Below are 25,537 nucleotides of genomic sequence, written 5' to 3'. Positions count from 1 at the left end.
AACAATATCGGAGATATCCCGTATTGATAGAGTGCAGAGAAATCTGAAATTAGGTGGTAACACGGACATAATAGTTCGCCCTAAGTTGACAAGAAATATGTCAGCTTAGGGCTTTTTTGTTTTATTTCTTCTCGTTCGAATATTTGCAAAATAATTTTCCGAGCATAACTAATAATTGAAATGGAGGTATTGAGCATGGTGAAAATGACACCAGATGAGTTAAGAAAATCATATATTGATTTTATGAAAGGAATAGGGGCTAGCCAAGTGCCCTCTTCTAGCTTGTTACCAGAAAATGATCCCTCAACGTTGTTTACAGGAAGTGGAATGCAACCTATGGTTCCATATTTATTGGGGGAAAAGCATCCGATAGGTAATGAGATTGCTAATATTCAGAAGTGTTTAAGGACAGTGGATATTGATGAAGTAGGAGATACGTCGCATCTGACATTTTTTGAAATGATAGGTCGATGGGAGTTTAAAGCAAATGAAAATAACTATAAGAAAAAGCAAATCGATGCCATTTGGAATTGGCATATTATCGAATTAGGAATTGATCCTGGCAGGCTGTATATCAGTGCTTTTATAGGAAGTGATGATTTGAATATACAGAGAGATACGGAAGCCATTCAAATCTGGTCAGAAAAATTTAAATCAGTTGGCATAGAACCTATCATTGAAGATGATCCCTATCAATATGGGGCATCTAGAGGTGGGAAAATATTCTTATACGATGAAAAAGAAAATTGGTGGAGTCGAACCGGAAATCCATTGGATATGCCTGTTGGTGAACCGGGTGGGCCTGATAGTGAAATGTTCTATGATCTTGAACCAGACGGTGATTCACTGGATCATCCTGCTTCTGTAAGCGAGAGGTTTTTAGAAATTGGGAACAACGTATTTATGTGTTACAAAAAAGAAGACACAGGATTTGTAAAAATGCAAAATCCCAATATTGATTATGGAGGCGGATTAGAAAGGGTTGCAACAGCCCTTAATGGTGACAAGGATATTTATAATACGGCTTTCTTCCTTAATCCCAAGAAAAAATTGATGGAGTTAAGTGGTAAACAATATACTGACGATTTAAAGTCGTTTAGAATCATACTTGATCATGTGAGAGCGGCTACTTTTCTAATTAATGATGGTGCTGAGCCAGCTAATAGTGATGCAGGGTATATAACAAGAAGGTTATTAAGAAGGGCGATTCGTGCAGGTAAAAAAATAGGTATACAAGGAAGTTTTGTGGGTGAGTTGTCTGAAGTTTATATAGATGAAGCAACAGCTTATGAAGATTTGATCGGTAATAAAAAGAAAGTTATCGAAATAGTAAATAAGGAAGAAAATCTTTTCTATAGAACTTTACAGCAAGGAGAATTTGAAATACAAAAACATCTTAAGAATAAGGGTAAAGTTACAGGTGCAGATGCCTTTTATTTTTACGAAACATATGGGTTTCCCTTGGAGTTGACGGAAGAGTTTCTAACTGAAAGTGGATATAGCATGGAGGACAAGGTGTCTTATATAGAGGCGGCAAAGAAACATGCTGAAAAGAGCAGAACTGCTTCTGCGGGTAAATTTAAAGGTGGATTAGCTGAACATTCAACAGAAACAACAGCGCTGCACACGGTGTCTCATTTATTACTTGCTGGCTTAAGGGAAGTTTTAGGTGATCATGTTCATCAACAAGGAAGTAATATTACTTCAGAACGATTACGGTTTGACTTCAACCATGATGAAAAACTTACGCCAGAGCAAATAGCTGAGGTGGAAAAGTATGTGAATGATGCGATTTCATCAAAAGCAGTTACCTATATTTCAGAGCTGCCTAAGATTGAAGCAAAAGAAAGTAATGTTGAAGGGAATTTTTGGGATAAATATCCGGATATCGTTAAGGTGTATACAATCAAAGATAATGAAGGGAAAGTTTGGAGCCGAGAAGTATGTGGAGGACCTCATGTAGAAGATACGACAAACTTAGGAAAGTTCAGTATTAAAAAAGAACAATCTTCTGCTGCTGGAGTTAGAAGGATTAAAGGAGTAATTAATAAATATTTCCAGAGCGCGGAACAATAGCTGATGTTTTAGGATTGCCATTTGTAAAAACGTTATGAGTTGCCGGGAATCCATGATGAATGATAAATCCGGCAATCGAAGTGGCTTGACATCGCTTGGCCTTTCCGTTGGCGATACCGGAGCACAGTATTCAAAGAAAAAGCAATTCGGATTTAATCCGAATTGCTTTTTTTCTGCAAGAAAGGGGAACTTATAAAAAAACAAAACGAAAATCGAGCTATACGAAAATTCAGTATTACTAGGCATTAAAACGATTTATATACATATGTACAAAATACGAGTTTTGTGAAGAAGTATTAAGGGAATTAATATTACTGACTGATCTACTGACTGATCCATCTTTAAATTGCTGTTACTTCACTTTCTCACGTCTTCATTTTATGTACTTCATTATAATGCTAAAATTCATTCAGCTCCAGATCAAATGATTTGCGCTTTATAATTGAAACTAATAAAATCTAAGTTCAATTTCCATTAGTAATGCTTAAATTCTGCTGTCGTAATTATCCTTAGAGTTAATTTTAGAGTTAATCCTTAAAGTTTATTGTCATACACTAAGTAGTTTAGTTATTCAGTTTTAAAATAATAAGTTACATCTACAACATCTTCTATTCTCGTAATACACACCATTCTTCTGCTGTGAAAAATAAGAAGCTTGCTTAATAAAGCGGCAGCCGGTTATTATGAGTCGGCTACCGCTTTATTTATTGTGCTATAGTTCCCCGTTTAGGATTCCTGTAGAGCGTTAATTTTGCGCTTTGCATTGAAACGTGCGACTCCAGTACGATGGGGTAGTCACGGCTCATAGCCTTTAGCCATCTTAAGGAGGTCGCTCTATCTTAAATTGTAAAGCTCAAGCCAAACAAAATCAGTCAGTGTTTTCGTCGGAAATTCCCCCGTATTCATATCGTTTGACTTTGTATCCAACTTTGGACTTCATAATGCAACGTCTTGTTGCTGTCGGCGACGAACCGACGCTTCGAGACGTCCGACCCCTCCGGTCCTGCTTCCCTTAGACCAGAATGCTCTGAGATGTGAAAAGAAAATCCCGTATTTCTCGGCAGGAAAAGCCGCCTTCGGTAGGAGCGAGGTCCGGACTTCTCCAGTTCCGCCCCCGCGTATACTCTCGCCGTTGCCGAGGTATCGTCTGGTACGACAACTTCCAGCTCCACTTCGACCTCCTCGGACAATTCCGGCACGATCCTGATTGTTGTCGATGCGGTCAGCGCATGTCCGCTGTACGCGATCTCACATTCCCCCGTCTTGACTGCCCGGATCAAGCCTGTCGCATCGACCACCGCTGCACCTTCGGGCGTTACGCGGAAGCTTGCGTCCAGGTCGACCGACACTAAACCGCTTTCATATGTGACAAGCGGGTATACCCATGCCTCGGCTCCCTCGATCCCGGCAACAGGATCACCGATTAACTCGGCTGAGACTGGCGATCCTTTGTCTCCGAAGAAGAAGACAAGTGGCGCGAACGCCCTCTGCTCCCAAGCTGCCTCGTTATGCTCTGCCATCGGTTCGTAGCAGAACACGAGGTCGTCTCCAGACCGGTAGCCTAGCTTCACGAAATGCTCTGCCATGTGCCTGACGTGATCGACACGCACAGTCATGCCTTCCATGCCGCCAGCATCTATCCATAATTGAAACGGTCCTTTCCCATCGAAAGTCTGAACGATGGGCAGATGCGTCATCGTCTCCTCATTGTATTGGGCAAAATAAGGCGAAACCATGGCCAGCTTGCCAAAAACGTCGGAACGGCGGAACCCGATATGGTAAGTCGCGAGCCCGCCTCTGGACGAACCCATCAGTGCGGTATGGCGGCTCACATGCTTCGTCCGGTAAGTACGGTCGATGTAGGGTTTAACTTCCTCCGTCAGGAAACGTTCATAGAACTCTCCCCGGCAAGGGTAGTCGAGCTCCTCCGCGAACGAGCCTTGATGCGCGAACTCGCTGTTTCGCTCCAGCCCCATATTCGAAACCGCCACGACGATCAATTTTTCGATGCGTCCTTCCGCAATCAGACGGTCGCATACGCGGTGCAGGTTCCATGACTGCCCGTTAAATGCTTCATGGAATACGTTCTGCCCGTCATGGACGTAAAGTACCGGATACGTCCTGTCCGCTTCCTGCCCGTAGCCGGGCGGCAAATAAACGAAAATGTCCCTTTCGTTGCGCATAATTTCCGATCGGAAATTCGCGATGGTTTCCACTCGCGAAGGCTGCGTCATTCAAATCACTCCTCTCTTCCCGTAACTGGCCTTAAGTCTATCCAATTATGAACCGTGTAAACGACTCTCTTGTCCTCGTCCGTGACAAGCCTTCTGTAAGGCATCCGCCCGAAATCCCGATCGACCTCTTCCTTATCGTAGCCCCGGGTGATGAGAAAATCGAACGTTAATCCTCTAGGCAAACTGACCGTTCCGCCATACAATCCTTTGCCGAGCTTCGGAACGCCAAACGTCGCATAAATCTCGGCATCTTCCGGCGTTGTATCCGGCACGCGAATTTCAAGCTCAACAGCGACGGTCTCGGATAGCCGTTCCACGACAGTATACATTCTGGCTGCTTCTTGGCCACCATAGCGGCAGACGATCGTCGCAGTGCCGGGTTTCCGTGGAAGCAGCCTTCCGTCTGGCGAAATCCCGAGGACATCCGGATTATCCGTCTGGTAATCGGCTCTGAGCAAACTGAAGCGTATGCCGTTGTGAAGAGCGGCAACCGCATTAACGACCACAACAGGCCCGTCGACACCGACGATACCGTCCCCTTCAAGCGCGAGAACCGACACATCGGCGGCTTCGCCAAAGAAGTGCAGCAGCGGCATGTGCGCCCGGCGGCTCCAGTCCCATTCGGAATGCGCGGCTTCCATGTCCAGATAATAATAAAGCTCCTCACCTTGCTTCCAGCCAGCTTGCTGCATATTCTCCGCGACGCTCCGCACGTGGGATGGCATGAAGAACCCCTCAGCCCCACCTATATCCATCCATATTTTCTGCCCATCGTTATAAGGATACAGCCGATACTGCGGCGTTTCTTCCAGCGTGCCGGGATCTACCTGGACGAAAAAAGGCGACAGGATGCCCAGCATGCCGAATACGTCCGGACGGCGGAGCCCGATGTTGTACGTTGCAATGCCGGCCGCCGAGGAGCCCATTAACGCCGTATGCTCCGCATCCGGCAGTGTCCTGAATCCGCGATCTACGATTGGCTTCAGCTCTTCGATTAGAAAATGCTCGTAAAGCTCGCCGACGCAGCGAATAGGATACGCGCACAGGTCGTGGAAATATTCACTGGTTCCGTCCTCGTACTTATGTTCGACCGCTACGATAATAATTGGCCGAATCAGCCCTTCCGCCAATAGTCGGTCCGCTACGCGGTGCATACCCCAGGACTCTCCGGATGGCTTGCTCGGCTCGAATACGTGCTGGCCTACGTGCATGTACAACACGGGATACCTTACGGACGGATCATCGTCATAGCCCGCAGGCAAATAAATGTAGATGTCTCTTTCGTTCCCCAGCCGGGATGCGTGCACCCCGGGTAATACGATCAGCTTCGATTGAGCCGAATTTTCCATATTGCATAGCCCCTCCTGAGAACTTCATTCTTCATGTTTTAACTTAACCGGTTAAGTTGCTTCAGTATAGGGCGTTTCCCGAGGCTTGTCAACGGCAAGTTTGACATCCTTCCAAGTTCGGACTTATGATTATCTAAACTTTTGATTCTAACGAGGCGGTTACTGATACGATGAAAAAAACGACACTTCGCGACGTAGCCAAAGAAGCCGGCGTCTCCGTCGCCACGGTAAGCTATGTCCTTAATTACGTGAGCACCCAGACGATTCCAGAAGAGACGCGGCAGCGGGTCTTTACGGCAGCGAGCAAGCTTCATTACGTTCAAAATTTGACGGCGAAGTCGCTCTCACTCGGTAAAACCAACGTCCTCGGCGTGCTGTTCGTCAGCACCGGAGACGCCCGCATTCCAAAGCTGGTCAGCTACGGAGCTTTCCTTGACGGATTAGAGCGCCGATGCCGGGAGAAGAGCTATCATCTCCTTGTATCCCAAATTGATCCGGCCAAACCCAATTTCGAGATCATTGCCGAGCGCAAGCTGGATGGCGTCTTTCTGATTGACGCTATGGCCCAATCCTTCCATGCGATATCGAGGAATCTGCAATACGGCTCGCCGCTGGTTATCGTGGACAGCTTGATCGACGATTCCTTGTTCCGGCAAGTCAATCCTGATTTCCAACGATTGTTCAGTGATCTGAATTCGTCATTGCCGGCCGGACAGCCTTATGCACTCATTCACGAACACATGTCGAACGAGCGGTATCACGAAATCATTCGATCCGCTTCGGGATTGGACGAATCGCTCGTATTTGCGGCCACCAGCGACGAAGAGTCGCTCAAGCAATTTATCCAGCAGCACGAGAACAAGCCTCTCGTCGTCTTCAACGAATTTTTGGCCTTGCAGGTACTGAAGTACCTGAGCCCGGAGAACCTTGTCGTCGTCTGCACCTCGGAATGCCCGGAACTCCTTCCCGAGCAGGTCACAAAGTTTGTTTTCACTCGTTCCAAGTCCGAGGTCGCTTTCGGCTTAATGAGCGCGCTACTGCACACTCCTTTCGGCGCTTCCGAGGATCAGTACATCTCTCTGGACAAGAAGGATTAAACAGCTGGGGCTCGTCATGAACCTATGAGACATGGAGGATGAGCAGATCCATAGAACGAGTAGCTCGCTGTATCTTTAAGACGGATTTCGCTAACCATGCGCATTTCCTCGCGGAAGAACAGTTTGACATCGAACCCCATGATTACGTCCAGTAGTTCAATTTCCATAAAATCCACGGAACACTAGATTATTTTATTAAATGACATGGTTATCTTTAATACGTTTGCAGATGATGAATTCTAATATGTTGTAACATGGAGTTAATCCACTAGTTGAACATATACTTTTTTCAATTAGTCTTATAATTGAAAAATAGAGTTGCACCTAATCAATTTACAGGAATTCTAAAGGTTAATTAAATAATCTAAAAGAAATGCTCGCCTATGAATTAGGCGAGCATTTCTTACTTTAAAAAAGCTTAGGTGTTGTTGTCCTTATCGGGGCGAACACAAGTCATTTTCAAAAATGGGGAACATACGTGGATCATATTATGACAATGATAAGTCATTATGGCTACATCGTACTATTCTTAGCCCCTTTGCTTCTATTCTATTAATTGGAACTTTAATACTCGGCTTGTTGAATGATCGTACCGTTTCAGGTTAAAGTAAGAAAAAACGCCAAGCCGGATTCAGGGCTTAGCGTATATTTTCGTTAATTACGCGGTAATTAGTCGGCTCATATTCTTGTCATCTGACAATATTAAAGTTCGTGATGTGTCACATTTCGTAAATCGTGATAATTACAAACAAAAGGAGCCTCACTGGCTCCTTTTGTTCTTTGAATATTAAAAAATCCCCTTTTGGGGATTATCATAATCTTTTTCGGTCTTCAATACCTTGATATAAACGTTTAATACTGTAGCAAGATTAATTGTTGTGCTCTCGAACCTTTCAACTATTTATTCTTCTGCTTTGTAACTTGCTTACCGCCAATGATAAGCATGATAATACCAATTATTGCTAGAATGATCCGAACTAAGAATGGACGCAATGAAAACACAGTTTCACCTTGCCATTGCAATCCGAACAACGTTTCATTCAGCCCCACAATCGCCAATAATGGCTTAAAAAACAAACTCAGCGCTAATAATGCTATCCCCCAAATCATTTTGCTATTCATTGATTCAAAACCTCTTTTCCAATTAAGATAAATGAAGATTAGTTCACAATAAAACGATCTATCATTGGCTTTCTAGAATTTTATCCCACATTGTAAATTTTTATCAATCTTTGATTGATAATATCCACACAGGTTCATAATTCTCTGTAATAAAAAAGTGTCCACCATCTACCATATGAAAAGTGGCTGCTCCACCTGCATAATATCTCCACTCGCACATGTCATACATTATAGCACTGAGGTCGTTGCAACCAGAATTTTCTTTGGGATCTTCTCACCCTAAGCGGATTACTCATTGTGACTCTAACCATCAAACCTAAGTTAAATCAAGTCTTTTATGCGAATTTATGCATATGAAGACAACATACTATTTTGTACATATTTATGTATATTTTTTCTATGGCTTTTGTCACAATCGTCGATATTTGAACAACAATTTCAAAATTACGTTTTAGATTTCTCTTCGACCTATCACCCTAGGACCTTGCTTAATCTTTTAATACGTAACCATTAAGTTTCAATGATTTATTATTCTTCGTTCGATTTATTTCTCATTGCTTCTTGCATTTTTTTAGAGTCAGCCCAAATCTCAGGTGGCGTAAAGTAATCATCGTATTCTTTTAAAGCTTCAGGAGATTGTTTCATTCTCCACTCCCACAAATAAGTTAAATATGTTTCACCAATACCCATTCTCCATCCAATGCTAAATGGATGAATGTCTAGAAACGTAATCCATTGAGGAAGAAAGAACTCTGGCTCATAGTTCTCTATATTATTTCTGATGTTCATCAACAAATTGCCTAACATGTTTTTTCCTTGCCCGTCACCGCCATCTCCCCAATATGAATCATTGGTTGTATGTTCAACAATGGCACAATCACCAGTTGATAAGAGAATTGACTTAACATTTGGATGTTGTTCTATTTTAGCGACGATAGCTTCCCGCATAATGTTAACTTTACACTCTTCCCAATCTTTACGGAGTGGTTTATTTTTATCTCGGCCTAATCGGGCGGCATTCATTGGTGTACTTGCAAAACGTATTTCATCTTCATGAACGGTACCTACAAACTTTTGAGCTTGAAAATAGTGTTCCGTTGTTGGCCATTCTTTGTTTTGTAACGTAATTGAATGTTTCGAAAAATTCGAGAAACAACCATATGGCTTATTTATTTCATAAAAATTGATTACCTTCTTATCAGCATTTCTGCTTAAAAGATTCCGTTTATTTTCTTCAATATTCTTTAATAATTCTTTTGCGATTTTTGGAATCTCATCCAAGAAACATCCCCCACTCTTCCTTCGACTTATAAACGACATTCGTATTTTTCTATTATTATTCTAGATGCGATTAAGCTATCCTGCTTGTTGGCTTTATGAAGTAACGTCAGTCTAATTCTTTATTTTATTCTGACAATGGCTGCTTCATACTGTCGAACGTTTACCCCTGATTATGGAACGGGCATTTACAAAGTAAATCGCTGGATGCATGACAGGAATGTCATACTTTGCTGTTTCTTTTATAGGATTCGCTTCTACAGCCAGAAGTAGAGTATAGTAGGAGAAGTTAAAAATTTATTCCAGGAGGCTACAGACATGTCACAGGAGATTTGGATTAACCTACCGGTCAAAGATGTTGAGAAGTCAACTGCCTTTTTCAATGAGATTGGATTCCATGCGGTGAGCGTTGGAAACGAGAGAGCCAAGCTTGCCATAGGCCAAACAACGATTCTGCTGTTCCCGGATGAGGCGTTTGAGAAATTTACCGGTTCAAAAACCGCAGATACTTCCCGTTGCGCAGAAGTAATATTTTCCATTGGTGCTGGAAGCAGAGAAGAAGTAGATGCCTTTATTCAAAAGGTAGAGTTTGCCGGAGGAAGCATCTTTGGCAAGCCGAGTGAAAATGAAGGCTGGATGTACGGCGCAGGATTTGCCGACTTGGACGGTCACCGTTGGAATCTGCTGTACATGGATGAGAGCAAAATGCCGAAACGCTAATATGGAAACGCTGGTCACCTGCTCAAGGTCACCGGCGTTTTCTCATATTTCGAACAGTTTTTTTCGATTTCCTCTAATAACTCTGGAGAAATTGCCCACCAATTTTCATCCAATAGAAACAATATTCCAAATTAATGACCGGCACCTTGCCCAAGATTACCTTCGATTCATCAAGCTTCTCCCAGTCGTTCAAAACTGTTCTACTCGTGCGCAATATTCTCAAATATCCCGTACGGTTCGTTCCTTCGTAGAAAAGCCTGAACGACGCTGGCTCCTTTAGCCCCATCTAATCCTATAACTGGCTCCATAACACACCCTAATTATAAAGTTGCTGTCACTCCCACGATAGTTTCAAACCCATAGCTTCGCTACTGATTAATTGAACTATCCTTTCGCATTAGATGTAGAAATCAGGGTCCCTTTACGATTGGCTGTTAGAGTATCAATGTTCATGAGCAAGAATGTTGGTAAGCTTACCAATCGAGTCGTGTACATACAATCTTCGAACACCCCAAGGCTCATCAACAGGCCCATATTTTATGTGAAATCCAGCTCTCTTCATGCCTTCTAATGCATGTTCGTGAGTTTATTTCCTATTGTAAAGTCTACGGGAATGAGTCAATATAGTAGTCAATAAGTGGTAAAATATAGCTAAAAAGTTATGGGGGTGAAGGATACCTATGAGGGAAGCTACAGAGGGACAACATGAGCACAGTGAGATGCTGCCGTTGTTCTCCACTACGGATAGAGGCGGACGAATGACTGCGCTGCTGCCGGGACGTGGCGTCGGACGCGCGACTCCGCTGCTGCCGTGGCTGTTCGCAGCTGCTGCACTGTGGGCGCTGACAGGCTCCGTGCCGTTTGGTGCTCTACTCGGTCTTGCGCCAACACCGGCGATCAGCATGTTCCTCGGTCATCCGGTCACGGTGGGCGTCGCCGTGGTGTTGCTGTTCGTCGCAATCGGTGTGACTGGCGGAGTGTACTCGCGAGCGGTAGAACAGTTCGGACAGACCAGGGTCGCCGGCCTCTTCGTATCGCTAGCGATTGCAGGAGGACTCGTCGTAATCGCTGGAGTCTTACTGATCTGGACGCTGGCGAGCGATCCGTCGCGCCCCTTCAACCTTGAGGCCATTGGGACGTCGCCGACGATCCCGCTAGAGCTTGGCGCTGTCATCGGAGCCTGCTTCGCCCTCTGGGCCGCCATTTCACTTCTACGGTTGCCCGGATCGATCACACATGCCCGGCAACGTCAGAGTGACATCGAGCGCCTCCGAGTAGAGGGCAACTCATTCATCGGGACACTGACCACGGTGAGCTTCACGAACTGCTGGCTCTTAGGTCTCCCGGTATTCAAGGTCGAGGTAGGTTACATCGTCGCCGGTACTCCTCGGGTCGTCTCAGCGCACATGCGCACCAGTGCCGACCGCGTTCCCCTCGTAGGCTCGCGCATGCTCGTGCTGACCGACGATCGCGGAACTACCCACGTGGAGGTGGACCTGTCCAATGGAGCGACATTTGAGCCGGACGTGACGAAGTACGCCGCACCGACCGACTGAAGCTTTGGCCGGTGCACTCTCCACGAGCTTCACTTCCGCCTACTCCCGTGCTCATATCATGCAGTTTTCCTGTACAACACGAGCACACTTGATCGTCTTCGCTTTTTTGAGGGTTCAATTTCATTTTCAGGAGCGATTAAGAATTACTTTGTTTGATGGGATCATGGTAATATCTCCACCCGTTTAATTATTCTCAACCTTTTTTATAGGGCGAGAATGCTAAAAACAGTATGTCATATTATTCAGCACATTTTTGTAAATGACTTTGTTTAATCTTTCGATGACGACTATACTAGACCAAACATGAACTTGATAACTTAAATAAAAAAGCCGCAATTTTGCGGCCTCTAAATAAATAGCACTTATGTCATCTTACAAAGCTGCTCAACATCTGAATTACGTAGTTTATTACTTTTGGTTTAGTGTTTCTATTTCTTCCGAAAAAGCATCTTTGTATTGCTGATACAATCCGGTATCAAACTCGTAGTCTGCGTCATTAGGCTTTGGAGGATTATCTTGAAGTTTTTTATACAAAGTATCAATCTCGCCTGAAACCTTCGTCCATAATTGTTTCACTTCATCATATTTTGAATCTATTTCTTGGATATACTTATCGTATTCTGCTTTCTTTTCCATTGCCTTGCCGAGTTGCTGGATCATGAATTCCATATCTATGGTTTCTCCTGTTGCAGAAGTACCACTGTGGGCAAAGTGACCGATGTTAACAAGACCATCGTTCCAAATATCTCTGGTGACGAAGTTGTTGATCTCCGCTAGTTCTGACTCTACAGTAGGTTTTTCATCTGACTGAGACGAGTTATCTAGTTGTATCCCCGCATCTTTGAAAGCTTGCTGTACTTGTTCTTGCAATTTCTCTTCTTCGGTTTTCTCTTTTCCGCAACCTGCAAATACTACCATCGTGACTAAGCACAGAATGATGTATACGCTCTTTTTAACCCATTTGGACATTTTAAGTCTCTCCCTTTTTTTCAATAATTTCCTACTTTTGCTATTATCGGTTTTGTAGACGGGTTATTTAATACACAAAATAAAGTCAACCATCTAAGCAAATAACTTGTCTTGAATCTAGGCGTTGATAAAAACAAAAACGAAAAGCACGCCAGAAATCCGTCATACTTTTTGAAGAATAAATTTCTTATATCATCGTTTTACAAGCATTTTGCATAGCTCAATACTTGATTTCAATAAAAAAAAGCTGAGTGGATCGTTCTCATCCACTCAGCTCTTAGAGCTATTTTACAATAATTTGTATAACATCACTTACCGTTGTTCCGCTTCCGTTCATAAACTCACCGCGATATTGATAAATGCCAGGAGCTTTTCCCGAAATTTGTGTATTTGCCGATTGGGCATTTGGTGAGTGTGTAGATAAAGATTGCGTATCAATAAGTTCGGCATTTTCATATAATCGATACTGTGCTGCGTTCGTGCCCCACCACATATTTGCAGTAATGGTATAGTTCCCATCTTGATCCCAGTTGTCACTGGATAACACAGGTTTGCCAGGATTCGCATCAATAACGGTGACGGTATGTGGTTCACATGAAGTCGTTCCATACAAATTCGATAACTCACATGTATACACATAGGTTCCATTTGGCTTGCCTTGAATTGGAATAATGGAAATTTGGGCAGCTGGCGAATCAACGGGCAATGACTTCGTTTGGATCAAATGGCCATCCTCGTACAACTTATATAGTGAGCCATTGGTTCCCCACCACATATTCATCTCAATATCATAATTGCCATCATGTAAGCCTGTCGCAGCCCCGCTATTATTCGAAAGAGTCGGTTTGCCTGGAGCCTCATTCACAATCAGCTCCGGATTAACGGAATGCCGTTCAAATTTGACTGCATCAACCCTCGTATAGATCATATCGGCAGGAAGTGTGGGCGGGTCTACTGTTGTAGGAGTTTCCCTGGTTAGACGAACATACTCGCTGCCGTCACCTGTGAAGTCGAACGTTCCTAGATTAACCCAGCCCGATGAGCCAACTGTTGCATCGATATAGGTGACCTCGGTACCTGACTGATGCTTCACTTCCACTTTGACATTATTATCGTTTGCCGTCGTATGGACGATCTTGTAGATGGAGACCGTATATTTCCCCTCTGGAAACTGGCCTTTCCACGTTGCTGATGATCCTTGAACGGTAGAGTAACGGGACTTAACCCCAATTTTGTATCCGGCTAAGTTGCTTTGGCTCCAAGACCCTTCTGTCGTGTATAACCCCGTTGTATTTGTACTGTCGACGATAACCGTTAGGTCCTTGATCGCGATGGTCAAAGGCGGTGTTGTTAAGCTCACTCCGTCAATCGTTACAGTGGCCCATACCTCAATGTGATCTGTGTCTCCATCGAGATTTAGAAGGGTCAACCTACCGCTGCTATCCACTTCAGCCAGATCCGTACGATCAACGAAATACTGCACATTGGCCTGTGTAAGATCACCGATCAAACCATTATCCAAATAACCGGTTACGCTCAGTTGTGCGGTTTGAGTCATTTGCAGCTCGTTCCGATCGGATAGGATCACCGCAGACTCCAATTGCGGCATCCTGTTCGGGTCTACCCACATTATTGCATCGGCAACTACACGAGACTTATTGGTCTTATTGGTTAGTTCCACGTACCCGCTATCGCCTGCTGCAAAAGGATAATCGCCTAAGTGCACCCAAGTTCCATTTGCCGTTGTCTCATCAACGGCAACCGTCTCGGAGCCCCCGCTATAATAAACGGTAAATGAGGCATTCGTTGCCCAGCTTTCACTCGCAGCCGTTATTTGCGGAAGCTTGTAATACACACTGTAAGTAACAGTATCCGGCAGCTCCGGCCGCCATATAATTTTGCTTGTTGCTGTGCCGGTCGTCGATTTGGCATACACATAGTTATCGTAGTAATAGTCGTTAGCCGTTGTATCCCTTATCCAGACCCCTTCTGTCTCCGCCTCGGTATTATCTACAATAATAGATGAACCCTCCTGCCAATCGGGTTGAACTGGAGTTTCGGATACCTTATCAGGCAGATAAAGTGTCCGTTTGCGGGTCTGTTTCCCGTCCGATTCCACGTAATAAGTGAAGGTTTGAGATAAGTCGTTTACCCGTATTGACCATTCCATCGGATAGATCGTATCTGGGATGGTTGTATACGTAGCCCCGCCATCCAAGGAATAATGGATTGTCGCTGGTTTCGTCGTTTTTGCCTGTACATAAGCATCATAAACCGTCTCGTCGGGCTTCACGATCAGCATCCCTTTAACCGCATCGATTGGACTGTGGGTATCGAAGAAGTAGCTTGCATCCGATGTATCAGCAGTTCGAACCTGATGCAGCGGCACATCAATCTGGAGTCCCTCTACAATGATCGCGGTTATCCCTTTGCTTGAAACCGTAGCTTGAATAATTCCGCCACTCATAACCGCTTGTTCTGGTGTGCCATTATCGCGGATGATGGTTACGGTATAATCTAGTGACGGATTGAAACCAATGATTTGCGCATTCAGTTCAATCGAAGTCTGAACTTCATCTGACGATGCGTTGCTTAGCCCGATATAGAATTTATCCCCGCTCTCTCCCGTAATCCAGTTCAATTGAGGATCGTTAGTCTGGATAATTCCCTTGGGCATCCAGAGCCAAACGTCGGAATTACCGTAGAAATGACCTGGATTATTGCCATAAAGGTGATATTTGAACCATAAAAAATTCGTTTCGAATACGGAAGGAAAGGTAATGCTCCCGTTCGATTTTAATGATTGTTCGCTGATCAAATAATCCATCGTTTGCCCGAGCTGCCCCGGAATATGGTGATAGTAGATGGATGTAGCCCCGCTTGGTCCTTCCAGAGGAAAATCCGGTTCAAGTTGGCTAATGGCAAAGCCCTTATAGTAATAACCTGGATAGCTGGAATATCGACCAATAACCGAATTATGAGCGATATCCTGCAGCAGTTTATCGCCTGTATAGAGCGACAATCGCAGCATGAATGGAGCTTCCTGTGCATTCATCCGATAATAGCCGGTTGTGCTTCCTGCTTCAAACGTCAACCCGTTCGGTGAAACAAGCCAACTATCCGCTTGTACGCCTCCTGCTACATCTTCTGGGAGCTTGCTCCTAGGATATTGGTATTTACCGCTTTCCGGCCAATGGAACGACTCCGCGTAATTATACGTCTCGGGCTGTGGAATTGTAACGGTACCTTCAGGAACTGGTCGAGCAACGAACATGGTGGCATACCGTTTGGCTTCCTTATAAGCGGCATTCAAGTATTTGGGATCCTGAGTTTCCTCGTAAAGCTCCAAAATCTCCATCCACAGCTTGCTATAATAATAAATGAATTCATTTTTACTCACATTGATGGATTCAGGAGTTTCGATATGCTGAATGATATAGCTGTCGGCTGCATCCTTGGCAGCCTGTAAATACTGCATATCTCCCGTCATCCGATACATCATCAGAGGCTGAATGACAGGACCTCGGTCTTTCTGGTCAGGATCACGCACGAGGTATTCTTCCTGTGCCAGCGCCCCAATTCCTGCCGAAGTGCCCATCATCTGATTGACAGCGGCTACGCTTGAAACATCGAACGGCAGGGTGGCCATTTTCCATAACGAAGGCACGCCGTACACTTTCATCTGCGTCGGCGACCAGCCGATGCCATTTCGCGATACGCCATACTGGACGGACGGCAATGCTCTCGTATCGTAAAGCTGGTCATCCCCAGTCAAATAATAAGCCCCCAAAAGAACGGCATTCGAGCTTGTTCGAACGCTATCCTCGTTTTCGATATCAATAAAGCCCTTGGCACGGCTCCACCACCCGCTGGGTGACGGGACATACTGAACAGAGTCGTCCCCTTGCGGCTCTATCTTAAGCAGATCAATCATATTGAACATGGCGTCAGTAAGCGACTGATCTGATACATTTTCCCGGTATGCCGAATAACCGTACTCATTGCGAAGAATATCCGCGTAGGACTCGTAAAGATTGCTTTTTTGTGCGATTAGTCCCAAATGAAATTGATAGGTGTTTTCTGCGCTCATTTGCGAATAATTCCCTAACTGAGGAGCATAGAGGATTGGCTGCACGCTGCCTTCATTATTGACAAGGCTCATGCCAAGCCGTTGTTTCGTAACGCCTCCCGTCGGTTCAAATTCAACCGGAAGCTCATCCGGAGGTACAAATACCCCATACGTCAAAGGATTCCCCGCGCCGTCATTCTTCTCCACCAGACTCATTGGAGCGCTAAGCTCCCTAAGGCTTGTGGATTCCACCGTGCCAACCATTTTTGCATGCGCCCTAAATCCATTTAACACTTCATTGACGCCAGAGATTTGCTCTGTTGTGAAGGACTGATATCCAATCACATAATTGCCATCGCGGCGAGGCGTGAAGGCGAAGGAAACATCTGGTTTATCCCCTGCCATGGACCAGTTCACTTCAAAATCGTAATCACTGCCATGCATAGAATCGGTTAAAACCGCCGTGTGGCTGTCTGGAAAATGGATTCCGTCGAACGTAATCCAGCGTTTGTTCATCGTATCGTAGTAATTGGTTCGGCTCCCCGCATTCCCATCCAATAAAACCCATTGCTCCTCAAGTCTTTCCGATAAATTATTTATTGGCATCCAGTTCCCCGTGTCCGTGTTCTTGTAGAACATGTCACGAACGATGGATTTGCCTCCATCCCATGCTGCCTCATAGAAGGTCGCCTTATAATTTGCATTTTCGATGCTGCCTTTTTCTGTGTAACTGAGATTCGCTAATGTACGGCTCCGCAGCGCGGGCAACGGCGGAGCTTGCTGACGGATATTCCCTTCAAATTTGACTGCATCGGCCCGAGTAATAATCGTACCCGTCGTAGGTTGCATTCGAGTCAGCCTGACAAATTCGGTATCATCACCACTAAAATAATACTCACCCAAATCCACCCATCCGACCGATGGACCTGACGTAGGTCTAAGATCCATAAATAAAACATCCGTAATCCCGTTGTGAATAATCTCAATCTTTACATTACTGTCTGCTTTATCCGCCCAATCAAGCTTATAGAGCGATATTTTCGCCGTTCCTGCCTCCAAGCGTGGATTCCAAGTGATGCTTCTACCTACCGCGTCCGTATATTTGGAACTGGAATTATTGTATCCTTTCACTCCCGCACTTGTGGTCCAATAAGGAGCGGAGTACCCGTTACTCGCGTTACCTGCATCTACGGTGATGATATGATCAATCGTGAGGCTTCCATCATCAATAATGATCGTTTTATGCGGCTCTTTCTGCTGAATATTCCCTTCGAACCTGACCGCATCAGCTCGCGTAAGTATCGTGCTCGTGGTGCTGGTAGACCGTGTCAATTTAACGAATTCTTCACCAACCCCGGAAAAATAGTACTCTCCCAAATCAACCCATCCCACAGGATGGCCAGATGAGGGTCTCAGATCCAGAAAGAGTACATCCGTCGTTCCATTATGAACGATTTCGATTTTTACATTGCTATCAGCCTTATCCTCCCAGTTAAGCTTGTATAACGATATTTTCGCCGTTCCTGCTTCCAAGCGCGGATTCCATGTTATCGATCTGCCTGCTGTACTCGTATATTTGGAGCTGGAATGATCATACCCCTTCACCCCTGTGCTTGTGGTCCAATTTGGTGCCAAATATCCATTGTTCTCGTTACCCGCATCAGGTGTCACAACATCATTGATCGTGATGCTTCCGTCATCGATGATAATCGTCTGATAAGGTAAGGTCTCCGCATAAGCGGTCGTTATTCCAACCAGGCTGAAAGGAACTACTATCGTCAACATGAAAACGATGAAGAAAAACAGCTTCCTTTTGACCAAACCACTCACAGCCTTTCCTATAAATGATAACGCTTCCAAAATAATAATGCCCCCTTTGCTTGAATGATCGTAAAAAAGCAATTAGCCTAATCCATGAGCTAATCCAGCTCCTTCGTTTTTATCATAGCAGGTCATATCACCATGAAATTTCTTTCATTTTAACAATTTTTTATAAGATTTTAAGGAAATGATATCCTGTCCTATATTTCAAAAAAAACCTACATCCTAATTGACCGCTCAATCGCAGTCAGATAGAATGTAGGTTTTCCAAGTGGACAAATCTATTATAATGGCGGCTGCACCACTAACAGCTTCCCAAGCTGAATGACCGTTTGATCATACCAAGCTGGATGCTGTCGAACATGCTCCATACTTTTAGCATTGCCGCTTTCCTCAAACACGGCCGCTTTGTCTGTCTTCTCGTGATCGACTTCGAAGCGAACCGTATGTTTCCCATTCGGCAGCTCCGGCAAGAAAACATATTGATTTCGATTATGATCGTTATAGGGTGTGAATCGATCGATAAGGAAGGGTTCGCCTCCATCAACTGACACCTTCAATCGGCCAGAATCTGGCCCCCCGATATCGAATAACCCGATATGGGTCCCCTCGAATTGCACCGTGATAGCCTCTCCAGGATCGACAGCTCGCCATAGGCCAGGGAACAACCAATTGTATTCGCGCACTAACGCAAAATCATCGGGGGTCATGTAAGACCATCCTTCCGAAAAAAGAGTAAGATTATCCAGCGGCAGCATGGCTGCATACTCCCAAGGATTAGCCGGGACCAACGGATTCCGAGGCAAGTGATATTCGAGTCTTCCCTGATGATCGCGAAGCTCCCTTATTTTCTCAAATGACCGGGTAATCGTATCCGTATAAATCTGATGCCCTTCGGGAATTGTCGGATGGACCGAATCATGGGTAAAAATAACGGCTCCTGGATTGGACTGATCTGCCCTTGAGGTGAAAATGAGCTTTCCATCGGATACCAATTGACTGACTGCTACGCCCAGATGAATGGAAGGAATACCGTAATAATCGGCCACCTCCTCTTGCATAATAGCCCCTTTCTGGTATTCGCCGGCTTGAAATAAGGCCACATCTCGCTCCTTTATCGTATAAACGAACAAAATGTCAGTGAAAGGGCTTCGCTTGCGGATCTGTCGGACAATTCCTTCGATCCGCGCCTTGGATTCAGGGACTCCGCCATCGTTGCCAACAAATTCGACAAACACAAGATCAGGCTGATGACGCAGTACATCCGTCTCCAAACGTGCGCAGCCGAGGTCTGATCCTGTCCCATCAATACCTGCATTCACAGTGCGGATTTCCGCATTAGGATATTTACCTCGAAGCCAATCTCCCGTCATGACCCTATATCCTTGTGAACGCGTATTGCTGCCGCCAAAATAGACGATGGTCACGGTTTCCCCATTTTCCAACTTCGAAATGATATTAGGCAGCCCTCTTCGAGGGAATAGTTCGTTCATCGCGACTTCACCTGCCCTCACTTATTAATTTCGGAGCAAAACATTTTACAGCAAACACTTCATAGTAAGGAGAACCGTAGGTTGCGCAGAAATGAATCCGGATTCGGGTTACGCGTTTCGCATCCACCTTATGTTTATTCAGCGTGAGATAATTACCGCGGATGGTGATTTCACTCTCGGTTCCGTCTTCGAAGGTCAAGGTCACATCATAATCTTGGATAAGGAGCTCGATCGGATCGTCGAAATGCTCCAAATCCAGCCGTGAATTGAACACAAGATGGATTTCCTCCACATTTTTGGGGCTTGCAAAGCATAATTCCAACCATTCCTGTCCTTCTGTACGTTCAGATATCCAACCGTTCGGCTGGCCATAAGGTCTGGAGAAGCCATTGACGACATTCTCTGGGCTATACATATTTTGGGATGGCACCAGGTCTTTGAAGCAAATGCTTTTATTAAGCTTCTTCAGCTTTGACGGAACTTCTGGCCTATAATGGAAGCTGACCGCTCCTGTCAACTTTTCTTCATTTCCGTATACAGCAAGGCTCGCCGCACCTTCCAGTACAATGTAGATTTTGTCGTCAGCCGGCTTCTTGCAGCTGAGGTCCAGCGTAATCCAATCATCGTGACCTGCTGCTATCACTAATCGGTAATCTTTCAGCTCGCTTGTGGGAATATAGTTTTCCTTCCGATCTCCGCCAAACAGCTTGACTTGCAAAGTCTCCGGATGCTCGGACCTATTTTTAATTTTAATCCGTACGCTTTCAGCTACGGATGTCTGAATCGGCAAGACCAAACATAACGCGTTCTCCAAGGAAATCTCTTCGGTTGAATGAAGATTATCATAGCTACGCTGAGACGAGGCATGAATCGTTAATCCGTCAGCGAAATAAGGATCCAACTCCTCTTGAAGCCCTACAATCGTTTGCCCGTCTCGAAGCAGCTGCGCTTGAAGCTCACCCATATGGGCTGTGACTATTTCCGCGGGGTCTGCCTCGTATTTTAAGCATAACGCAGCAGCCGTTCCTACCGCCTGCCCCATACAACCGCAGGTTGCCATAACCCTTGTAGACCCGAAAGCGACATGGGTAGCGCTTATATTGCGGCCAGCGAACATGAGATTTGGAATATTGCGTGAAAATAAGCTGCGGAAAGGAATATTATACAATCCCGGCACGAAATTCCACGCTGTAGCCGGCCCATCATCGTAGATGCCTTTATTCGCATGCAGATCCATATACCAGCCTCCAACGGATACTGCATCCTCGAAATGAGGTTTTGCTGTAAGATCGTTCTGAGACAGCATATGCTCCCCTATGAACCGCCTCGACTCCCGCTTTCCCGGAATCGGGCATACATAATCCAAGATGAGATTGTCCACATCATCAAACTCGCCGCTATTTTTTATATAATCCCAAATCCCGTATACCAATTTCCGTAGTTCCAATGCGATGTCTTCGTTATTCTTTATAATATCCATATGCCCGCCGTATTCGAGCCACCACAATCCGCCAAGTCCGTTGATTTTCCTTGGAAAAGAGCGATGGTTTAAGCCTTTTCTGATACTATCGAAAAAGGGCAACTTCGTAATATCATACGCAAAGCCAGGTCTTTTGTAAGGAACGGAATAGTCTACGTTACGGGCTTGAAATAGAATCGTATCGCCCATGGTGTAATGGTCCGCCACTTCGGGAGCCAAATCCTCGTTGTATTCATGCTTCGCCTCTCTTCCCCATCGGAAGTGAGCACCTGCTTGATATCCAACAATGCCATCGCCGGAGCAATCGATATAGGTTCGGCTTTCAAAACGAAATTTTCTTTCAGAAGCGAGTTGAAGGCCTTCCACCCATTTAATTCTGTCGTTTTCCATCCCCGTTTCATGCACGCATGTATTGAGGAATAGAGAAATATTAGGCTCAGCATAAACCATGTCGAGCAAGACCGTATCCGAAAGCGAAAGCATAAGCTTCTTGTTGTATAACGGATTATAATGAAAGATCTTCAGCTTGAGTTCTTCTACCAACCCGCCCTCACGAGCATAATAGGATGGACTGTTTCCGAGATATGCCGACCCGTTGATATGAACCCGGACCTCGCTGCTCGCATTTCCCCCAAGAACCGGCCGATCATTAATTAGTGAAACCTGCAGCCCTTGGCGTGCGGCAGCAATAGCAGCACAAATTCCAGCAATACCTCCGCCTACGACGGTTACATCTGCTTTTATAAGCTCCATTTTGATAACCTCCATGATTAGATCCTTCTATCATGGTAATTGTTTTGATCCCTTTTTTTTTACATGATTTCGCGAAAAAATCATACATTTTTTGCAACCTTATTTGGATTCATACCGCGTTATTTTTATCCGATATTGCTTAGGAGTCTCACCCGTATATTCTTTAAATAGTTTGCAAAAGTAACCTTCATTTACGATTCCTACTTCCTCGCACAATTCCAATAAAGAATAATCCTGAACATTTAACAGCTCGAGAGCTAATTGGATTTTTTTACGGTTGATGTAGCTGATCACGCCTTCGTTCATCGTTTTTTTGAATAAGCTGCTAAAATACGACGGAGCCAAATTCACATCCTCGGCAATAGCCTCCAGCGTTAAACGCTGTTTCAGATTTTTCTCTATAAACTGCATAGCACTCATGATTTCTGCACGATGTAATAGTTGTCCAGCATGTACATATTCGAATGTGAAGTCGCCAATATAGGCAAGCTGGTCCTGAAATGCCATAAATTCCATGGGGAATTCAGCTGCTTCTGTGGCCAGCTTGTTCCCTGATTTAAACTTCAACGTAATGTCTCTATACAAGTCTCGAAGCATGGGTGCCATGATAGACTTTTGGATTTTATGGTCTGAAACAAATTGGTTCAAATCAGCAAGTTCTTTATCCAGCTCTTCCTTGGAAATCTTCCTTTTCACCCATATAAGAAAATCAGCCAGCTTCTGCTGAAATTCTGCTTTTTTGTCATTATGGTAATGGAACCGATGCATGGGTGTTTTTACGACTTTCTCAGTATGATAGTAGAAATCCTCACTCACATTTTTAGCTTCCGTGTACGCTTGTTTGATTGATTCCCATCCTCGATGCGGACCTCCGAAAGCGACGGATACCCTTTGATTCAAATATTGTTGCAAATGAGAGACGATCTGCCCTCCTAATGATTGGCAAACATATTCCGTTTCCATATCACTGCGGTTATTTTCCCAGGAAAGAAAGCCAATAAAACGATTATCGGACAGATCCGCAGCTACGCCGCTTCCACCATTCATCACCGTTTCCTCGATTACATTCGTCATCGCATATTTCAAGATGTTTTGATCAGCTGCTGAGTATTCGTTCCGGAAACTTTCATACGTATTCATTTCAACAATGAAGCAGCAATAGTTGGCTTGAAAGAAATGGAACTGCATGCGATTGGCAAAATCCGATGCCCGATGGGAAGGAATTTCGCCTCTGATCAGTTCGTTAAAAAATTGCTTGCGGACTCTATATTTATTTTCAAGCACGGATACGTTTAACGATTGAAATTCCGCTTCTTTTTTCTTCACCTCATTTAAAATCCCAGCCGCCTTAGATAAGGCCCGATCCAAATCCGCTTCCCTCAGCGGAACTTTAACAATGTACTCCAATACGTTGGCATGAATAGCTCGCTGAGCGTATTCAAAGGATGAATAGGCGGTCAAAAGGATGTATTGGGTATGGGGGAGCTCCGGCTTTAGCTGCTCAATCATGGAGATTCCATCCATTTTCGGCATAACGATATCGGATATTACGATATCCGGCTTAAGCTTTAAAATTTCCTCGATCCCATTCAGCCCATTATTCGCTTTTCCCACTAGAACAAATCGCTTATCCCTATGGGAGAGCTCGTTAAAAAACAATTCCAATCTTTGAATGATTAGGTCTTCATCGTCAACAATGAAGCAGGTATAGTTTCTCACCATTATGTTTCTCCTTTTAGCAAGTCTGCTGGGAATATGGCGCGTACACGGGTTATTTTCTTAGGTATGCTAACGATTTGGAGCCCGTATTGTTCTCCATAGTGAAGTCTAATTCGGCCATGAATATTATTTAACCCGATTCTTTTCCTTTTCACTTCCACATCACTCGGTTCTGAAACTAAAATACGCTTTATTTTATCAGGTGGAATTCCCTCGCCTTGATCAATGACTTCGATGATGACGATGCTGCCCTCCCTGTACGCATGAATCGTTATCGGGCCTTCGATCCCTCCTCCGTTATAGCCATGGAAGATGCTATTCTCCACAAGGGGCTGCAGCAGCATTCGAAAAACGGGGAAATCTATTAACCCTGCTTCGATATTTTCAATCAAGTGGAAGTTTCTGTTATAGCGGATGTTCTGGATTTCGATATAGTCCGCTACATTTCGTAACTCCTGGTGTAGCGAAACCTTCTCTGAAGCGTCATCAATCCCGTATTCCAATAATGAAATGAGCGATCCGATCACCACATCTACTTTCTCTATTTGTCCGAGACGAATAACATTGCTGATCGAACCAAGCGTGTTATACAGAAAATGAGGGTTGATTTGAGACTGCAGCACTTGAATCTCCAATTTCCTCTCAAGCTCATTATGAACCTCCGCTCGTCGTATCAATTCCACAATTTGCTGCAGCATACGGTCGAAGGCTCGGGAGAGATCTCCGAACTCATCGTTTCGGTTAATCGTTATTGTCGTTGTAAGGATGCCTTGTTCCACTCGTTTCATTTTTGATTTGAGCGCAAAGAGCGGAGTCCTTATATACTTGGCAATAAAAAAAGAAACGAACAAACTTAAGAGAAGACCTGCGGCTAGAAGCTCGATATAATAGGTTTCCAATCTGGACAAGGCGGCTTTCAAGCGTGATTCATCATTGATCGAGATAATGGTCCAATTGAATTTCTCCGTCGGTTTTTTCAATAGGGAGACCGGCAGGCCATCCTTGGTATGCAGTTGAAGGGTTGTTTCTGCCGTATCCAGAATTTGTTCTGCTGACGTTTCCCCGATTGAAAAAGTATGATCTTGAACATTCAGCGGTCCTCTATTTTCCGAAAATCCGGCAATGATCTTACCCGATGCGGTGATCAGAGCCAAATTCATTTGTTCCTGCTTATTAATCTTGAACAAGGTTTCTTCAATAGCATTTAGATCCAAATCTACGGCAATGGCCATCGGAAATGGAGCGCCATTCAGATATCGAACCATCGTAACTGTCCAGCCGGAATACTTTGATTTGTAAGGATCACTGACGAAGGTCGTCCTTCTGTTCTTGTCGGCCGCATGAAATAAAGGCTCTCTTTCCGCTAACGGTTCATCAAAAATACGGGTAGGCGTGCTTCCGCCTACAATGGATAAATCGCTTTTGATCAAATAAATATTACTGACGTAATTGCTGTTGAGTTCATATAGCTCTCTTAATTGCTTTTTGATTACTTCCGTATTGTCTATGTTGGCTTTCACCGATGTTTCGACCGAGAACAGGATCGTCTGGAAGGAGGAAAAATTAACGGTGAAATACTGATCGACCTTGTCAAGTATTTGGTTGGTGTAGAAGATGTCATTGGTTCTTATTTCCTTTTGGACATAGCGATAGGACAATTGGCTTATCAAGATTATGCAGCCTAATACAAACGCAAACACGATAAAAAATAATTTTAAAGGCAAGCTGATTCTTCTTCGCATTGCGCATCTTCCTTTTTGAGTCTGTATTAAAATGACAATAAAGAGAGGGGCTGCGAATA

14 protein-coding genes and 1 other annotated feature (1 of these 15 only partly in view) are annotated in these 25,537 nt (G+C 44.5%); of the genes, 4 read left to right on the top strand and 10 right to left on the bottom strand.

The window, feature by feature from the left end; translation table 11 throughout:
* Positions 1–86 (top strand) — a binding site (T-box leader) (it extends 158 nt beyond the left edge of the window).
* Between the two features lie 109 nt (positions 87–195).
* Positions 196–2,076, top strand: a complete 1,881-nt coding sequence (locus AB4Z45_RS02505) for an alanine--tRNA ligase (RefSeq protein WP_441907738.1) — start codon at positions 196–198, stop codon at positions 2,074–2,076.
* A 902-nt stretch (positions 2,077–2,978) separates the two neighbouring features.
* Here the strand turns inward: AB4Z45_RS02505 and AB4Z45_RS02500 are convergent.
* Both AB4Z45_RS02500 and AB4Z45_RS02495 read right to left on the bottom strand, forming a co-directional pair.
* Positions 2,979–4,310 carry an alpha/beta hydrolase gene (locus AB4Z45_RS02500; protein ID WP_441907737.1) on the bottom strand — a complete coding sequence of 444 codons (1,332 nt, stop codon included), beginning with the start codon at positions 4,308–4,310 and terminating at the stop codon, positions 2,979–2,981.
* Between the two features lie 5 nt (positions 4,311–4,315).
* Positions 4,316–5,659, bottom strand: coding sequence for an alpha/beta hydrolase (locus tag AB4Z45_RS02495; protein ID WP_441907736.1), 1,344 nt, complete (start codon positions 5,657–5,659; stop codon positions 4,316–4,318).
* Between the two features lie 170 nt (positions 5,660–5,829).
* Between AB4Z45_RS02495 and AB4Z45_RS02490 the strand changes: the two genes are divergently transcribed.
* Entirely contained in the window at positions 5,830–6,756 is a 927-nt protein-coding gene (locus AB4Z45_RS02490) for a LacI family DNA-binding transcriptional regulator (protein ID WP_441907735.1), read from the top strand.
* An 897-nt stretch (positions 6,757–7,653) separates the two neighbouring features.
* Here the strand turns inward: AB4Z45_RS02490 and AB4Z45_RS02485 are convergent.
* Together AB4Z45_RS02485 and AB4Z45_RS02480 are read right to left on the bottom strand one after the other, a co-directional pair.
* A complete protein-coding gene (locus tag AB4Z45_RS02485; protein ID WP_441907734.1) occupies positions 7,654–7,878 on the bottom strand; it encodes a hypothetical protein in 225 nt (74 codons plus the stop codon).
* Positions 7,879–8,406: 528 nt separating this feature from the next.
* Positions 8,407–9,159 carry an NADAR family protein gene (locus AB4Z45_RS02480; RefSeq protein ID WP_441907733.1) on the bottom strand — a complete coding sequence of 251 codons (753 nt, stop codon included), beginning with the start codon at positions 9,157–9,159 and terminating at the stop codon, positions 8,407–8,409.
* Positions 9,160–9,474: 315 nt separating this feature from the next.
* On the opposite strand from AB4Z45_RS02480, the gene AB4Z45_RS02475 reads away from it, so the two are divergent.
* Positions 9,475–9,876: a VOC family protein gene (locus AB4Z45_RS02475; protein WP_441907732.1), complete on the top strand. Its 402-nt coding sequence runs from the start codon at positions 9,475–9,477 to the stop codon at positions 9,874–9,876.
* 758 nt (positions 9,877–10,634) lie between these two features.
* Positions 10,635–11,432 (top strand): hypothetical protein, encoded by a 798-nt coding sequence (locus AB4Z45_RS02470; protein WP_441907731.1) that lies wholly within the window; start codon positions 10,635–10,637, stop codon positions 11,430–11,432.
* Between the two features lie 408 nt (positions 11,433–11,840).
* Here AB4Z45_RS02470 and AB4Z45_RS02465 read toward each other — a convergent pair whose 3' ends face one another.
* The 6 genes from AB4Z45_RS02465 to AB4Z45_RS02440 form a co-directional block, all read right to left on the bottom strand.
* The gene (locus AB4Z45_RS02465; protein WP_441907730.1) at positions 11,841–12,401 is read right to left on the bottom strand and encodes a hypothetical protein; all 561 of its coding nucleotides are present in this window, start codon (positions 12,399–12,401) and stop codon (positions 11,841–11,843) included.
* Between the two features lie 283 nt (positions 12,402–12,684).
* A complete protein-coding gene (locus AB4Z45_RS02460; protein WP_441907729.1) occupies positions 12,685–18,330 on the bottom strand; it encodes a golvesin C-terminal-like domain-containing protein in 5,646 nt (1,881 codons plus the stop codon).
* 245 nt (positions 18,331–18,575) lie between these two features.
* Positions 18,576–19,784 carry a GDSL-type esterase/lipase family protein gene (locus AB4Z45_RS02455; RefSeq protein WP_441907728.1) on the bottom strand — a complete coding sequence of 403 codons (1,209 nt, stop codon included), beginning with the start codon at positions 19,782–19,784 and terminating at the stop codon, positions 18,576–18,578.
* Positions 19,785–19,791: 7 nt separating this feature from the next.
* Entirely contained in the window at positions 19,792–22,017 is a 2,226-nt protein-coding gene (locus AB4Z45_RS02450; RefSeq protein WP_441907727.1) for an FAD-dependent oxidoreductase, read from the bottom strand.
* A gap of 99 nt (positions 22,018–22,116) precedes the next feature.
* Positions 22,117–23,739 carry an AraC family transcriptional regulator gene (locus AB4Z45_RS02445; RefSeq protein ID WP_441907726.1) on the bottom strand — a complete coding sequence of 541 codons (1,623 nt, stop codon included), beginning with the start codon at positions 23,737–23,739 and terminating at the stop codon, positions 22,117–22,119.
* Positions 23,739–25,478, bottom strand: a complete 1,740-nt coding sequence (locus AB4Z45_RS02440) for a sensor histidine kinase (protein WP_076266053.1) — start codon at positions 25,476–25,478, stop codon at positions 23,739–23,741. Before AB4Z45_RS02440 ends, AB4Z45_RS02445 begins: the two co-directional genes overlap by 1 nt.
* Positions 25,479–25,537: the final 59 nt, after the last annotated feature.

The sequence above is a fragment of the Paenibacillus sp. MCAF9 genome, from assembly GCF_052114265.1.
Taxonomy (GTDB): Bacteria; Bacillota; Bacilli; order Paenibacillales; family Paenibacillaceae; genus Pristimantibacillus.
This window is presented reverse-complemented; position numbering and strand designations above follow the sequence as displayed.

What these genes read in the sequence shown, in the direction of transcription:
- AB4Z45_RS02465 (WP_441907730.1), bottom strand. Translation starts at nt 12,401, where the DNA reads ATGTCCAAATGGGTTAAAAAGAGCGTATACATCATTCTGTGCTTAGTC.
- AB4Z45_RS02470 (WP_441907731.1), top strand. Translation starts at nt 10,635, where the DNA reads ATGACTGCGCTGCTGCCGGGACGTGGCGTCGGACGCGCGACTCCGCTG.
- AB4Z45_RS02445 (WP_441907726.1), bottom strand. Translation starts at nt 23,739, where the DNA reads ATGGTGAGAAACTATACCTGCTTCATTGTTGACGATGAAGACCTAATC.
- AB4Z45_RS02475 (WP_441907732.1), top strand. Translation starts at nt 9,475, where the DNA reads ATGTCACAGGAGATTTGGATTAACCTACCGGTCAAAGATGTTGAGAAG.
- AB4Z45_RS02485 (WP_441907734.1), bottom strand. Translation starts at nt 7,878, where the DNA reads ATGAATAGCAAAATGATTTGGGGGATAGCATTATTAGCGCTGAGTTTG.
- AB4Z45_RS02455 (WP_441907728.1), bottom strand. Translation starts at nt 19,784, where the DNA reads ATGAACGAACTATTCCCTCGAAGAGGGCTGCCTAATATCATTTCGAAG.
- AB4Z45_RS02495 (WP_441907736.1), bottom strand. Translation starts at nt 5,659, where the DNA reads ATGGAAAATTCGGCTCAATCGAAGCTGATCGTATTACCCGGGGTGCAC.
- AB4Z45_RS02440 (WP_076266053.1), bottom strand. Translation starts at nt 25,478, where the DNA reads ATGCGAAGAAGAATCAGCTTGCCTTTAAAATTATTTTTTATCGTGTTT.
- AB4Z45_RS02450 (WP_441907727.1), bottom strand. Translation starts at nt 22,017, where the DNA reads ATGGAGCTTATAAAAGCAGATGTAACCGTCGTAGGCGGAGGTATTGCT.
- AB4Z45_RS02505 (WP_441907738.1), top strand. Translation starts at nt 196, where the DNA reads ATGGTGAAAATGACACCAGATGAGTTAAGAAAATCATATATTGATTTT.
- AB4Z45_RS02490 (WP_441907735.1), top strand. Translation starts at nt 5,830, where the DNA reads ATGAAAAAAACGACACTTCGCGACGTAGCCAAAGAAGCCGGCGTCTCC.
- AB4Z45_RS02500 (WP_441907737.1), bottom strand. Translation starts at nt 4,310, where the DNA reads ATGACGCAGCCTTCGCGAGTGGAAACCATCGCGAATTTCCGATCGGAA.